Origin of the sequence: Paenibacillus sp. ISL-20 (assembly GCF_018613005.1) — a bacterium.
Classification (GTDB): domain Bacteria; phylum Bacillota; class Bacilli; order Paenibacillales; family Paenibacillaceae; genus Paenibacillus_AQ.
In genome coordinates this window covers 178,904-193,560 of record NZ_JAGGRD010000036.1, presented here as the reverse complement: position 1 = coordinate 193,560, position 14,657 = coordinate 178,904, and the positions used below count along the sequence as shown (strand labels likewise).

Sequence of the window (14,657 nt, the reverse complement as noted above, 5' to 3'; positions counted from 1 at the left end):
TGTAGGAGTGACGATCCGACTTGGACCCCATACGAAGGACAAACAGAATTATATGTTCAACACTTGGCCTTCTTCTGATTGCTTCCGTTACGCATGTTCCCCTGGTGGACATTACTGATTCCGCTACCGCTACGCAGGGATTGGAAGCATCTGAAGGAACTCTTCCATCGCCAACGCCGGTACCCAAGAGTCCGGAACCTGTTCGGTTGATGCTGGAGTCGAAACGCCATTTGTCTCTGCTTTCCTTGCATAACGTTACATCCCGTACTACGGATACCGATATGTTTCTGCTCCTCAAGCACATGATGCTAGACCCTTTAAAATTCCGGTCGAATTATGTTGACAGCCATGCATAGTAAGTGATGGTTATTAAAAAACTAATTCGGATCAGATAAAAAAGGATGTGTTTTGTTTGGATGACAGTATAGGCTTAAATTTATTCTTAGTCGCTGTGCTTATCGCAGCTACCGCTTTTTTCGTTATGACGGAATTTGCTATCATAAGACTTCGTCCCAGCCGGGTAGACCAATTGGTAATGGAAGGGCGTAAAGGCGCGCTTGCCGTCAAAAAGGTAACTTCGAATCTGGATGGATACCTGTCTGCGTGTCAGCTGGGAATTACCATCACGGCACTCGGTCTTGGTTGGCTCGGGGAACCGACCATCGAGAAAATTCTTCACCCGGTGTTTGATAGCTTTTCCATTCCTGCTGCTATCGCATCGCTAATCTCATTTTTGCTTGCATTTATTATCGTGACTTATATTCACGTCGTTATCGGTGAACTTGCGCCGAAGACGATTGCTATTAATAAAGCGGAAGCCGTGTCGTTCATCTGTGCGACACCTATTATCTGGTTCAACCGGATCATGTACCCGTTCATCTGGTTGCTGAACGGATCCGCCAACAAGATCGTTCGTCTGTTCGGCATGCATCCCGCCAGTGAGCACGAAGAAGCTCACTCGGAAGAAGAACTCCGCATGATTCTGAGCGACAGCTATGAGAGCGGAAAGATCAACCAAGCCGAATACGGTTATGTAAGCCGAATTTTTGCTTTTGATGATATGCTTGCCAAGGAGATTATGGTACCTCGTACCGATATGATCTGCCTGTATGTGGATAAGCCGCTTGCTGCCAATCTGCAAATCATCAAGCGCGAGCAGTACACCCGTTTTCCGGTTGTACGCGGTGACAAGGACCAGATCGTCGGTATGGTAAACACCAAGCAGTTCTTCCTGGAGTTCGATGACAATTCCAACATCGACTTGACCAAACTGATTCATCCGGCCATGACGGTATCCGAAGCGATTCCGATCAAGAAGCTGCTGCGGAAAATGCAGCAGGAAGGCACGCATATGGCCATCCTGATCGATGAATATGGCGGCACTTCCGGGATGATCACCATTGAAGATATTCTGGAGGAGATCGTCGGCGAGATCCGCGACGAGTTTGACGAGGATGAAGAACGCGATCTGACCCAGCCTGAGCCGAACCGCATCATTGCCGATGGCAAGGTATCCATTAACCGGATCAACGACCTGCTTCACACCGACTTGAGCACTGATGACCTGGATACGATCGGCGGCTGGCTGTACGGACATAACTCCGAGCTTGCCAAAGGTGATACATGGATTTACGGTGACTTGACGTTTACCATCATCGAGAAGAAGACTCACCGCTACACGAAGCTGCAAATCGTTAAAGAAACGGCCGAATCAGCAGCGGAAGAAGCAGCTGCCGTCGCGGCTGCAAGCGAAAACAACGAATAGATCATAGATAGCCAAGCCGCCATGCAGCCAATACCGGGTTATGCATGGCGGCTTTTTTGTATGCGGGAATGACATTTTAGCACTTTAACAAGTTATAACTCTGCTGTAATATAGAAATAATCTGATTTCATATATATGGGGGGCAGCAAGTCATGAATCGTCAAATCGCTATCATTGGAAGCAGCGGCGGCAATCTATACAATCTCGGCGGCAAAGACCCGCTCAAGCTGCTGGATGAAATATTGATGCAGCTGGAGAGCGCAGGCCTGTCCTGTGGGGCACTGCAGTTTATTGCTGCCCAGGTCTCCATGGATGCAGCCAAGGATACAACGCCTGCCACTCTTTACAGCTGGAGCATCTCTCAAGGGGAGCCGGTCGTTATCGCCGAGGGTACGCTACAGCAGGTCAATCAAGCGGCTGAACGGCTGGACCGGGAGATTGCAGAGCAGATTGAACTCGGCGAAATCGACGGCATCATCGTTATGAGTGCCGATCCTGAGGGCAGCAACCGGCACGCCATTGAGGCTGCTGCCAAGTTCCGACTGCCAGTGACCGGTACTGGCGGAACTTCCATGGCCATCATACAAACCAAAGGCGCGCATGTCATCGCCGCCTCGGGTACAACCGGAACCACCAATCGAACCCGTGCGGTCACCTTCGTCACTTCCCTCAGCAAGCATTGGCGGCTTACGTACCGGCCGGTCATCGGAAATGCAACCGCGAACCTTCACGGGGCTTCCGGGAGCTCGTCGCCATGGCGGCGCATCAATATTCGCGGCATTATGATGGCATCCCTCCCCGGTTTCATCGGCATGGCCCTGATCCTCGCGGTCAGCAAGATCCCGGGGTTATCCTCGCTGACCGAGGTATTTGATCTATTGATCAAGGCGCTGCCGGTCATCGTCGCTGTCATTGCAGCCAAACAGGTATCCGAACTGGACGAGGTATCCATCGTGGCAGGCATCGTGGCAGGTGTCCTCTCCGTCGAAGGGGGCATTATCGGAGGCATCATTGGCGGAATTGGCGCAGGTATCATCGTCCATTACATATTCCGTCAATGCGTGGAGTGGCGTTTCCCTGCAACCACGGTCAACATTGTTGCAGGCGGTATATCGGGTCTGATTGCCGGGTTGCTGGTTTACTTCCTCATTGCACCGATTGCGCTGAGTGCAGGGCAAGGCATCCGCTTCCTGATCGAAACCCTTGTCTCCTGGAGCCCGGCCATAGCCGGGTTGATTGCAGGCCTGCTGATCTGGCCCGCGATCATTGGCGGCGTCTATCATGCGGCCATCCTGCCGATTGTACTGCTGGAGATGGAGACAACAAGCAACAGCTTCCTCGGCGCGGTCGATATGGTCGGTCTGGTGATGGTGTCCGCAGGAATCACGCTGGCCAACATTATCGCCCCACGGGATAAGGGAGAAGCGGCCGTAGCGGCTCCCGGGTTTGCCATCAATATGGGTTTTGGCACTTTCGTTGAAGCTGCCTATCCCTTCATGTTTTCGAACAAACTTGTGTTTGCTGGGGCAATTGCTTCCGCAGGTCTTGGTGGCATGCTCGTCGGTTTATTCGGCGTTCGGGGAACTGCCTACGTGCCTTCCTTTATCGGTCCCATCACATCAAATAACACCATTGGCTTCCTGATCTCCATGGCAGCAAGCATGCTCTGCTCTTTCCTTATTACGTTCTTCGTAAACAAACTATCCGGTTATCGGGATGCGAAGAACACTATGAGTATGTAGTGAGTTTGTAGTACATGGTCAATTATAATATGCAGGATTTTAGCTAACCATTTAGTCTCAAAAAGAGTTTATATAATAGATAGGTTCCTAGTTAGATGCCTATACACAATCGAAAAACGGAAGGAGGTTATCATGATCGTGAAATTCAGAAGCCTATCACTGTTCGCGCTGACAAGTGTCCTGCTAGCCGCTTCGCTAATCTGGAACAGCGAACAAGCAGCCGCTAACGATGCGGAAGACTATTCCGTGATGGCGGCAGGCACGCCCATAACGGACGTTCTTGTTCACAAAGGCAAAGCGTACGTTCCGCTCAAGTCCTTAGCCGATGCAATGGGGTATGAGATTTCCTATAAGCTGAAGGAGGAGTTGGACAACTTTCATCAATATGACTTAAAAGCTGCGAACAGTCCCGCGGTATCGATATGGGGCAACGACAAGTGGGGATATACGATCGTTCGGCGGGCAACGCAAGAGATGAGCGTGAACGATATCGACATTTACAAGCCAGCCAAGCTATGCCCTGAAGAATCGGACCATTGCAAGCTCGATGAACGTAAGTACGAAGGACCCCTCTTCATAAAGAAAACCCTCTACGTACCTGTCCGAGACATGGCCACAGCCTTGAATCTGAAGCTGACCGTGACACAAACCCAGAAAGGGCGCAGCATTCATCTGTCCAAGCGCTAAAGCTCCCATTCATCTGCTCCTCTAACGAATACTACTTAAAAAAAGCCAGGCAGAGTCACAAACTCTGCCTGGCTTTTAATCGAATAGAGGCAATCCAAGCCTTCAAATTCTTCATTCCAGTTCTCTGATCTCTATGTCATCCGCGGACGTGATTTTCGAAATATCAAACTCTCTGAAACTATGGGTGCTCTCTTTCCCATTCATATCAAAATCCTGCTCGATCTTCTTCACACGATCCGGCGTCTTCAAATCCGCCCCATAATATTCAATGTGAAGGTCCGTCTCCCCCTGTACCGTCACCGATGGCAGCCGCCGAATCAGCTCCAGCACCCGTTCCTTCTCTTGCGCCAGATTGTCTGCCGTCAAATCCGCGAACACGATTAAACTGATATTCTGACTGACATTTCCGTCGGCATTTGCGAGTTGGTTATAATCACGCTCAACCGTGTCGAAATCCGAGTTGACATAAGCATCCGCAAACGCCTGGTCCGGATAAAGCTCAGCCAGCAGAGGTTTCAGCTGGTCTCTCAGCTGTTGTCCCCAAAGCAAATTTAAATATGTATCATCCGAGATGGCAGGAGGGCTGGCATCATTGCTGCTAATCGTGAATTCCAGCTCAGGGGACTTCACCGGATGGGCTCTCAGATTGTATGTGCCGATGGCCCAGGTATAGTTCACGTCCATTACTTTAAAGGGTTCGTTGTACTTCTGTTCCAAATAAGACTCTGTCGCTTCCTGGACCTCACGTTTCTCGGCGGCCGTTTTTATGAACGGAGCAGATCCCCAAGTATACCCCGCGTGTATGGACCCGGCGAACAGGGCAAGTCCGATCACCGTCCGCACGACAATTTTCCACGGAGAGGAGAGTTGGCGCCTCCGCTTCTCATCGAACATCGGTTTCTTGGGTGATCGGTAGTTGAAGTAAATAACCGGTATAATCAGACCTATAATATGAATCCCAATGGCGAGCGGACCCAGAATCAGGCCCAAAAATCCTAATGTCATGAAAAAAATAAACAAAGCTGCTCCCTGAAGCGCTATAAGCAGCGTTCCGCCTATAATCATGCCCGGCGTCCCGATATAAAACATCCCGAGCCCGGTGCAGATCAGAGAGAGCAGCGTGGCAATCCATTGATGTTTCTTCAAGTTATCATCCGTCCTTCATGCAAATGGTTTGTGAATCATGGTCAGATCCTGACACACCCTATTATAACCGCTGTTGAGCTTGGTAAAAGAAAAATTTCGATCGATATGCTCTCACAGAAGGCCACGTAATAAGAAGAAGGTTACCTTGCGATCAACAAATATGGTTCAGTTTCGCTAAAAACCTGATCACTCTATAATCTAAAAACCAAAACCCACTTCACCGTAGTGAAATGGGCTGGGGGTTCAACCGAGGCTGTTTTCCGATCAAGCTCTAAACATTGGACCCTACTCCTTCGGATGGATCATTTCTTCCGGACGAACAATTCGGTCAAAATCCTCTCCGCGGAGCAGTCCACTTGCCAGAGCCGCTTCACGAAGTGTTGTCCCTTCTTTATGCGCTTTTTTCGCGATGGCCGCGGCATTCTCATATCCGATATGCGGGTTCAGCGCCGTCACCAGCATCAGCGACCGCTCCATGTTCGCACGGAGAACGTCAAGAGAGGCTTCGATGCCGACCGCGCAATTCTGGTCGAACGAATCCATGGCATCCGACAGCAGGCGTACGGACTGCAGGAAGTTATAGATGATGACCGGTTTGAAGACGTTTAGCTCAAAATTACCCTGGCTTGCTGCAAAACCGATCGTAGCATCGTTGCCCATCACTTGGCAGACTACCATTGTCAGTGCCTCGCTCTGGGTTGGGTTCACTTTCCCCGGCATGATGGAGCTTCCCGGTTCATTAGCAGGGATCGAGATCTCGCCAATCCCGGAACGGGGACCGCTTGCCAGCCAGCGAACGTCGTTGGCGATTTTCATCAGATCAGCAGCCAGCGCCTTTAGCGCCCCATGGGCAAATACAATCTCGTCATGGCTGGTCAGCGAATGAAACTTGTTGCTGGCGGACGTGTAGCTTTTTCCGATCTGCATGCTGATTTCAGCAGCCGTCATTTCTCCAAATTTAGGATGGGCGTTAATGCCGGTACCGACGGCAGTACCGCCAATAGCCAGCTCACGCAGCGGTTCTACGGCGGAAGCAAGCATCAATTCACACTTCTCGAGCATCCGGTGCCAGCCGCTGATTTCCTGTCCGAGGGTCAGCGGCGTTGCATCCTGAAGATGCGTGCGGCCGATTTTGATCAGATCCTTATATTCATCGCTTTTCTTCTCCAGCGTTTTCTTCAAGCGGCGCAGCGCGGGCAGCACATGATCTTCCACGGCCACAACCGCGGCCATGTGCATCGCTGTCGGAAACGTATCGTTAGAGCTTTGGGATTTGTTAACGTCGTCGTTGGGATGAACGCGCAGGGCGCTGTCTTTTTGCTCAAGCAGTTGATTCGCACGGTTCGCAATGACTTCGTTCACGTTCATATTGGACTGTGTGCCGCTGCCGGTCTGCCAAACCACCAGCGGAAAGTGCTCATCCCACTTGCCGGCCACAATCTCGTCGGCGGCGGTCTTAATCGCATCCACTTTGTCTGCATCCAGCTTACCAAGCTTGCCATTCACAATGGCCGCGCTCTTCTTCAATATCGCAAATGCCCGAATGATTTCCTTCGGCATCGTTTCGGTTCCAATCCGGAAATTCTCGGAACTGCGCTGTGTCTGCGCTGCCCATAGCTTATCCGCAGGCACTTTAACCTCACCCAGGGTATCCTTCTCAATACGATAATCCATCCCAACTTCCTCCTTTGGCTTCCTTGAATTTAAGCGCTTAATATTCCATCTCCCCTATTATGACATAGACTTGCCCAAGAAAAAAACAGACGGGATGAACGGCTTTGGCTGCCTGGCTTAAAGTGCTGGCTCGGCTGCCTTCTTGGCTCGCTTACTCACCGTCACCTCATACGAAACAGCGACAGGTACCGCACGATTCACTGTGCCTCTTTAATCACATGCTATCGGTAATATTTCCGCCTTACAACAGCCACTCAAACCAGCGCGCATGCCCATCCGTCCGTGCCACCGTAAACTGGCTCGGCACACCTCCGAGGATATAATCGGCATGGAGATGCTCATCCTCCATATTGTTGTAGACATGCACGATATCGCGGACGCTTCCGATTTCATTTAAGTGATGCAGCAGTTTTTGCTTGGACGCCTCCGGAATCTGATTAGCCACATGCGTATGAAATACACAAATGACGGCCTCCTCCGGGATGCCCCTCACGATTTCCGGAAGTAACGCGGTCCCATCCCCTTCCCGGAACTGTATCCCGGTCTGCTGCTTCAGTACCTCCGCCGCATGCTCCAGCATGGATACCCTGTCGTGATTACCCGGCCAGATTAAAGACCGCAGCCACAATAAATGCTCCGGGTTTCGCACGTCATTCACATGCAGATCGATCCCCATCCGATAGACGACCGGGGGACTGGAAGCCAGCAGGAACGGCGTGCGGCTCCCCCTGATCTCCGATGTGATATGAACCTTCGACCCCGCAAGGCCGTAACTCGCCGTGTCCCCATAGGAATAGCTGTATTGATCCCACAGCAGCTGCAATCCGGCACTGGTTCCAAGCTCCACCAAGGCAAGCGGCTTACGGACCTTGTCATAGATCGAGCAGAACACCGGATACAAATACGCACAGCGGCGGACTTCGTTCGTTTGTACCCGTTTACTCTCCAGTATCCCGATAATGGCTGACTGATGCTTCAGCACAAATGAACGAAAATGGGGATAACAGGAGCTCATTTCCTTCGGATGTTCCACAAGACCGGGGTAATACACTCTCAACTCCGGTCCCTCACCCTGGAGCAGCAAATATTGAACGGCCCCAAACAGCATATTGGGTACAGGCTGGCCTGCAGGAACAAACGTTGCAACTTGCAGCAACTCTTCATCATCAGCTATATGGCGCGACAAATACTCATAGAACACACTGGAGCCCGGACATTCCCGCTCAGCAAAATGACGAAACACGTTGACCATCCGTTTATGAGCCACCTTACATCACACCCCTAAAGTTGTAATTAACATTTATCCTGCTTAAGACTAATGTTACATCTTTCCAGGATGCGCGTGGATTTGGATCTTTTATCAGGCTCATTAAGAAAAATAAGATGGAGACAAAAAAAGAACCGATCCTAAATGAACTGCACCCCAATTGTTAGGTCATGTCTAACAATTAGGGGCATTTCAAAAGGGTGGTTCTTCTACTAAGGATACTGTTGTTGTCTAGACTGCCGGACGATCCAATAGATACAAGTTCCGATACCGCGGATACCGCTCCATCAGCTCATCGTGGGTACCCCGCATAACGATTTGGCCGTGTTCCATGAATAGGATCTCATCCATGCGCTCCACGCCCACCAGATGATGCGTCACCCAGATCAGCGTCCGGTCCTGCAGACTGGCGAACATAGTGGATAACAGTTCCCGCTCGGTTTTGGGATCCAGCCCGACCGTCGGTTCATCCAGAATGACAACAGGCGTCTTTTGCAGCAGGATCCGGGCCAAAGCCACGCGCTGGCGCTCTCCTCCGGAGAAACGCTGTCCGGCTTCCTGCATACGGGTACGGAGACCCTCCGGAAGGGAGGCCACCAACGGTTCTAGCCGTGCCAGAGCAACCGCGTCCCGTATTTCGGCCTCCGTGGCATCCGGCTGTCCGAGCCGAATGTTGTTCATTAGCGTTGTATCGAACAAGTGCGGACTCTGATTCAATACCGAAATAACAGAAGATATCTCATCGCCAAACCGCGCAGCATCCACTCCGCCCAGGGTAAGACTTCCCCCTGAAGGTGCCAGCACGCCCTGAATCAGCTGCAGCAGGGTGGATTTACCGGCACCGGAACGCCCTATAATGGCTACCTTAGCCCCAGGAGGAATATCCAAGGATACATCCGTTAATGTAGACCCTGCCTTACTCGCACCGGATCGTTCCAGCCCAGATTCGCCTACTGCTGCCTGATCATAACGGAAGCTGACGCCATCCGCCTTCACATGGACACGGCTATTTATGACAGATTCGATCTCTCCCATATTCAGCTGTTGCTCCCGGTTCCGCTCCCCTTCAGATGTTTCTGCGCTTTCTATCGCCTGAAGTCTCGCGACCGATTGGCCGTACTGCGGAATCCGCTCCACGGCTTCGGATACCGGCAGGAATGCGTCCATTAACGGGAATACAACCAGAACCAAAGCCACGATCAGCGTAACATCGATCGAGCCGTCCGCATACTGTCGTCCTGACCAATACACCATTGATACCACCGTCACGGCAACCACGCATTGACCGATAAAAGCCCGAAGACGCGACCAGCGCTTAAGGGAGCGGTCAGTCCGGTCGACCTTGGCTTCATCCGCCTCATAACCGGTCAGGAACTCCGTCTGCCGGCCGCTGACATACCATTCATGAATACCCAGTACCGCGTCGGTTAGCTTTTGGTAGAGGTTGCCGCGGGCCTGCTTAAATTCCCGATTTTTCCGTTTGGTGAACAGCAGGGAAACCAGCGGCAGCACCAGAATCAGCACCGCTACATATAACGCGAGCAGAAGGGCAAATGCCGGGTCAAACAGGCCGACGGCCAGAATAACCCCGGCGTATAACACAAGCGCCACAATCGATGGAAAAACCGTTCGAATATAGACGTCCTGCAAATACTCGATATCATCAGAGAGCACGCCCAGCAGATCCCCGGTGCGGTACCGGGAGGACAAACGAAGGGCTTGCGGTTCCAGAATGCGGTACAGCCGCAGACGCATCTGGGACAGGATGCGAAGAATCGTGTCATGTCCCACCAGGCGCTCCACGTAATGGATGACCGCACGTCCGATGCCGAAGGTCCGAACCCCTACGGTCGGCACGTATACCATCAGGATGTTTTCCGGTCGCAGGGCGGACTTGGAGATCAAATACCCGGATGTGAACATCAGCATCCCGGCGAACAGGATCGTGAGCACGCCAAGCATCACAATCAGCAAAAAGCGCCAGAAGTTTGCCGTTACGTAAGGCCGAAACCACGATTCCTGCTTCATTGTACTCCCTCCATCTGCGATGTAATTAATCCATAATAGACACCTTGCCGAGCGATAAGCTCCTCATGGGTTCCCGTCTCCACCACCCGCCCCTGATGCAGAACGAGGATGTAATCCATATCCTGCATCCAGTGCAGTCTGTGCGTCGCGAGGAATACCCACTTATCTTGAAAAAGGGACAGCATTGTCTCCTTCAGCTCGTATTCCGTCTCGATATCCAAATGAGCCGTCGGCTCATCCAGCAGCAGAACCCGCCGGCCGCCGAGCAGCGCTCTGGCTAAGGCTACACGCTGGGCCTGGCCACCGCTTAAAGTGCGTCCACCGCCGCCGATCATCTCCGCAAGTCCGCCCGGCAAGCTCTTCACCAGATCCGATAGACCCGCCGCTTCCACTGCGGCTTCGACTTGCGCTGTTGATGCCTCCGGTGCATAGAAGCGCACATTATCCGCCAAGGTAGCACCGAATAAATACGGCTGCTGCGGCATATAGGTGACCTCGGTCCGCCATGCCTGCCGGTTCCTGTCCTCCAGCTTCACGCCGTTCAGCTCCATCACGCCGGACGTTGGTGCCAAGAATCCCCCTAATAGCTCGATGAGCGTGGATTTGCCGGCCCCGCTCTCCCCGACGATGCCGATCTTGCGCTGACCCGGTATCCGGAAGCTGACATTCTCCAAGGAAGCCGGCCCCAACTCTTCGTGTCTGAGGCCGATACCGGACAGCTCCAGCACGCTGTGATTATCCCACTGGAATTGCGGCTGCGGCGAATTGGGCTCAGACAAATTATCTTTAATTTTAAATGTTATATCGCAAGAACGCCCTCTCCGGGCCTCCTGAATCATGGATTGCATCGCTTCCCCTGCCTGCTTACCGTCCAGCGTGGCATGAAAGTCCGCCCCGACCATGCGCACCGGCAGGAAATACTCCGGTGCCAGGATCAGGATAAGCAGCGCGGGCAGCAGCTCCAGGCTGCCGTTAATGAGGCGTAAGCCTAAGTTTACCGCAACAGATGCCACGGACAGCATCGTAAAGAAATCCAGCGCGAAGGACGACAGAAACGCCACGCGCAGCGTCCGCATAGTAGCTGCTCGATATCCCTCGCTGACTTGCTGTATGCTCTCGCTGTGCTTGCGGCTCTGTCCCAGAAACTTCAGGGTAGTCAGACCTCTCAGCGAATCTACAAAATGATTAGACAGCATCCGGTAAGAATCCAGCTGCCGCTCGGTCTGCTTTCTGGCGGCAAGCCCCACGAGGATGAGAAATACGATCAGGATCGGCATGGTCACCAGCAAAATAATGCCCGAAATCCGGTCCGTCATGAACACGTACAGCCATACCAGAGCCGGGGTAATGCTCGCCCCCATCATGCGCGGTATGGTCAGCTCCGCATATTTGCGGAACTTGCCGATGCCCTCCAGCACAAGCGTAACCACATTGCCTGTTCCTTCCGACCGGACAAAGGACGGCCCCTTCCGAAACAGCTCATCCAGCAGCTGCTTCCTCAGGCTCGTGCCCGTCCCCTCGGCAAAGCGCTGTGCGATTCCTTGCTGCACGGCTGAAATGCCGTGGCGTGCCAGAAATGCAAGCAGGAACAAGGCAATGGTCTCCCCCTGCTCCTGCAGCGTTGATCCGGCAAACAAGGCGGATATGGCTTCCGCCAGCCACTTGGCTTGCAGGAGGATGGCCATGCTCTGTGCCAGGGTACATACGGCGACAAGGAAGAATACCGTCTTGGCGCCTTTGTATCCCAGCAGATCTTTTCCCATCAGTACTCCAGATGCTCCTTCTCATGTACCCGTTTGTGGAAAACGAAGTAACTCCAAATTTGATAGCCCAATACGAATGGCAGCAGCGTTACCGCCACAATCGTCATAATCTTGAGAGAATACGGTCCGGAGGCCGCATTATAAATAGTCAGGTCAAATGCCGAATTGATGGAGCTGACCATCACGCGCGGGAACAAGCCCACGAACACGGACGTTACCAGCAGAGCGATAACCGCCCCGGTCATCCCGAAAGCCCAGCCGTCCCGCTTGATGTTCATGAAATATCCGCCCAGTAAGAATGCGAGCAGAGCCAGCACTAGCAGCACGGTTAACACCACGCCACGCTTCTCGAAGACATCGGTCATGAAATACGTCATCACCCCGAATGCCACGAACAGGGCTGCTACGGGAAGCAGGAGTTTCCGGGCCATACGGCGTGCCCGTTCCTGAAGATCCCCCATCGTGCGCAGTGTTGTGAACATTAAGCCATGCAGCAGGCAGAGCATCACCATCGTCAGCCCGCCAACCACAGTATAGCCATTCACAACATCAAACAATCCGGCATGCAGCTGCATCTCTTCGTTAATCGGGAGCCCCTGGATCAGGCAGGCAAAAACAACGCCAAGCAGGAATGGCGGAAGCACGCTGCCGGTGAAGATTGCACCGTCCCATACCCGTTTCCAGCGAACATCGCCCACTTTGCCGCGGAATTCAAAGGCCACCCCGCGTCCGATCAAGGCCAGCAGAAGAAAGACAAGCGGAATGTAGAACCCGCTGAACAGCGTAGCATACCAGTTCGGGAAGGCGGCGAACATCGCGCCGCCCGCCGTCAACAACCAGACCTCGTTAGCATCCCAGAACGGGCCGATCGAGTTGATCAGCACCCGGCGCTGGGTATCATTTTTGGCCAGCAGCTGCGTGGACATCCCGACCCCGAAGTCGAAGCCCTCCAAGAAGAAGAACCCGATAAACAATACGGCAACGAGCACAAACCACAGTTCGTTAAGAGACAGCATTGTAGCCCTCCTTATTAAACGGATCGCTTGCGTGGTGGTCATCTTCCTCCGCCGCATACGGTCCTTTCTTAATGACTTTGATAAATAGATACGCCATGACGGCTGCCAGCACCGCATAAATGGCGGTAAACATGATCAGCGAGAACAGGATCGAGCCTGCGCTGACGTTCGGTGAAACACTGTTCTCCGTGGTGATCAGTCCGAATACCGTCCACGGCTGCCGCCCGATCTCCGTCATAATCCACCCCGACGTGTTCGCAATGAACGGCAGCGAAATACCGAACAGCATCAGTCTGAGGAACCATTTGCCGGCCTTTTCGACCTTTTTGCGCAGCATGAGCCATGCTCCGTACAACCCCAGCAGAATCATGATGCTGCCTGCGGCCACCATAATCCGGAAGCTCCAGAACGTGGTGCGCACAGGAGGGATATAATCTCCAGGTCCATACTGCTGTTCGTATTGCGCCTGCAGCTCCTTCATCCCGATGACTTCACCGGAAAACTTGCTATAGGACAAAAAGCTGAGCAAATACGGGATTTTAAACTCCATCGTGTTCTCCTGCTTATCCGGATCGATGGCTGCAATGACCGTCCAAGGCGCAGGATCGTCACTCGTTTCCCATAGGCTCTCCGCAGCGGCCATCTTCATCGGCTGCGTATCCACCAGATACTGTGCCTGCTGATGACCGAATACCGCAACCAGAATGGAGGTGATGAGGCCAATCACGATGGCGATATGGAATGATTTCTTAAAGAAATCCAAATCTTGCTTCTTCATTAGCTTGTAGGCACTCACACCTGCTACGAGGAACGCCCCGGTTGCCAGTGCCCCGAAGATCGTGTGCGGGAACTCCACTAGCAGCTGACCGTTCGTAATCAGTGCGAAGAAATCATTCATCTCCGCCCGCCCATTGTTCATCTCGAACCCGACGGGGCGCTGCATGAACGAATTCGCTGCCAGAATCCAGAAGGCTGACATCAGGGTGCCGAAGGACACCAGCCAGATACTGAGCAGATGGACCTTCTTCGATAACCGGTCCCAACCGAATATCCACAGTCCGATAAACGTCGACTCGAGGAAAAACGCCAGCAACGCTTCAATGGCAAGTGGTGCGCCAAACACGTCCCCGACAAACCGCGAGTAATCCGACCAGTTCATGCCGAACTGGAATTCCTGCAGAATCCCTGTCACAACCCCGACCGCAAAGTTAATCAGGAACAGCTTTCCCCAGAACTTGGCCATTTTCTTGTAGACTTCCTGGCCTTTGACAACATACATCGTCTCCATAATGGCAATTAGAAACGCCAATCCGATGGACAACGGTACGAAAATAAAGTGAAAAATGGTTGTCGATGCGAATTGAATTCGCGCCAGCATAACCGGATCCATATTAAGATACCCCTTTCTTTAGCTCACGTGATCACTTCAAATTTGATTCTTTTTGTATTGTCGCAGACCACGCCCTAAAGGATTGTGATAAACATCACAATATCAGGGCTGAAACCGGGGCAAAAAGTTATAAATTTGTGACGAAAATCACTAAGTAGGCGGTGGAATATGTGAGGATT

General features: G+C 52.5%; 11 protein-coding genes. 4 read left to right on the top strand and 7 right to left on the bottom strand.

Features of this window, described 5'->3' with window-relative positions; all coding sequences use genetic code 11:
- Positions 1 to 104 precede the first annotated feature (104 nt).
- The 4 genes from J7E85_RS21745 to J7E85_RS21730 all read left to right on the top strand — a co-directional run bounded on the left by J7E85_RS21745 (position 105) and on the right by J7E85_RS21730 (position 4,194).
- On the top strand, positions 105 to 356 hold the full coding sequence (locus J7E85_RS21745; protein WP_251035924.1) for a hypothetical protein: 252 nt from the start codon (positions 105 to 107) through the stop codon (positions 354 to 356).
- 56 nt (positions 357 to 412) lie between these two features.
- On the top strand, positions 413 to 1,765 hold the full coding sequence (locus J7E85_RS21740; RefSeq protein ID WP_215161428.1) for a hemolysin family protein: 1,353 nt from the start codon (positions 413 to 415) through the stop codon (positions 1,763 to 1,765).
- Positions 1,766 to 1,917: 152 nt separating this feature from the next.
- Complete coding sequence (locus J7E85_RS21735; RefSeq protein WP_098749313.1) at positions 1,918 to 3,507, top strand: PTS sugar transporter; 1,590 nt, start codon at positions 1,918 to 1,920, stop codon at positions 3,505 to 3,507.
- A gap of 132 nt (positions 3,508 to 3,639) precedes the next feature.
- On the top strand, positions 3,640 to 4,194 hold the full coding sequence (locus J7E85_RS21730; RefSeq protein ID WP_251035923.1) for a hypothetical protein: 555 nt from the start codon (positions 3,640 to 3,642) through the stop codon (positions 4,192 to 4,194).
- Between the two features lie 111 nt (positions 4,195 to 4,305).
- On the opposite strand, the gene J7E85_RS21725 is transcribed toward J7E85_RS21730, so the two are convergent.
- From J7E85_RS21725 to J7E85_RS21695, 7 genes are all read right to left on the bottom strand, one after another.
- Positions 4,306 to 5,340, bottom strand: coding sequence for a hypothetical protein (locus tag J7E85_RS21725; protein WP_215161427.1), 1,035 nt, complete (start codon positions 5,338 to 5,340; stop codon positions 4,306 to 4,308).
- Between the two features lie 285 nt (positions 5,341 to 5,625).
- Positions 5,626 to 7,014, bottom strand: a complete 1,389-nt coding sequence (fumC, locus tag J7E85_RS21720; protein WP_215161426.1) for a class II fumarate hydratase — start codon at positions 7,012 to 7,014, stop codon at positions 5,626 to 5,628.
- 241 nt (positions 7,015 to 7,255) lie between these two features.
- On the bottom strand, positions 7,256 to 8,281 hold the full coding sequence (locus J7E85_RS21715; protein ID WP_353049544.1) for a DUF2332 domain-containing protein: 1,026 nt from the start codon (positions 8,279 to 8,281) through the stop codon (positions 7,256 to 7,258).
- 231 nt (positions 8,282 to 8,512) lie between these two features.
- Positions 8,513 to 10,309 carry a thiol reductant ABC exporter subunit CydC gene (cydC, locus tag J7E85_RS21710; RefSeq protein ID WP_215161424.1) on the bottom strand — a complete coding sequence of 599 codons (1,797 nt, stop codon included), beginning with the start codon at positions 10,307 to 10,309 and terminating at the stop codon, positions 8,513 to 8,515.
- Positions 10,306 to 12,072: a thiol reductant ABC exporter subunit CydD gene (cydD, locus tag J7E85_RS21705; protein WP_215161422.1), complete on the bottom strand. Its 1,767-nt coding sequence runs from the start codon at positions 12,070 to 12,072 to the stop codon at positions 10,306 to 10,308. Before cydD ends, cydC begins: the two co-directional genes overlap by 4 nt.
- On the bottom strand, positions 12,072 to 13,088 hold the full coding sequence (gene cydB, locus J7E85_RS21700) for a cytochrome d ubiquinol oxidase subunit II (protein ID WP_215161420.1): 1,017 nt from the start codon (positions 13,086 to 13,088) through the stop codon (positions 12,072 to 12,074). The genes cydD and cydB overlap by 1 nt, the downstream gene beginning before the upstream one ends.
- Positions 13,075 to 14,478 carry a cytochrome ubiquinol oxidase subunit I gene (locus J7E85_RS21695; RefSeq protein ID WP_076323881.1) on the bottom strand — a complete coding sequence of 468 codons (1,404 nt, stop codon included), beginning with the start codon at positions 14,476 to 14,478 and terminating at the stop codon, positions 13,075 to 13,077. Before J7E85_RS21695 ends, cydB begins: the two co-directional genes overlap by 14 nt.
- Between the last annotated feature and the right edge of the window lie 179 nt (positions 14,479 to 14,657).

What these genes read in the sequence shown, in the direction of transcription:
- cydD (WP_215161422.1), bottom strand. Translation starts at nt 12,072, where the DNA reads ATGGGAAAAGATCTGCTGGGATACAAAGGCGCCAAGACGGTATTCTTC.
- J7E85_RS21695 (WP_076323881.1), bottom strand. Translation starts at nt 14,478, where the DNA reads ATGGATCCGGTTATGCTGGCGCGAATTCAATTCGCATCGACAACCATT.
- J7E85_RS21730 (WP_251035923.1), top strand. Translation starts at nt 3,640, where the DNA reads ATGATCGTGAAATTCAGAAGCCTATCACTGTTCGCGCTGACAAGTGTC.
- J7E85_RS21735 (WP_098749313.1), top strand. Translation starts at nt 1,918, where the DNA reads ATGAATCGTCAAATCGCTATCATTGGAAGCAGCGGCGGCAATCTATAC.
- fumC (WP_215161426.1), bottom strand. Translation starts at nt 7,014, where the DNA reads ATGGATTATCGTATTGAGAAGGATACCCTGGGTGAGGTTAAAGTGCCT.
- cydB (WP_215161420.1), bottom strand. Translation starts at nt 13,088, where the DNA reads ATGCTGTCTCTTAACGAACTGTGGTTTGTGCTCGTTGCCGTATTGTTT.
- cydC (WP_215161424.1), bottom strand. Translation starts at nt 10,309, where the DNA reads ATGAAGCAGGAATCGTGGTTTCGGCCTTACGTAACGGCAAACTTCTGG.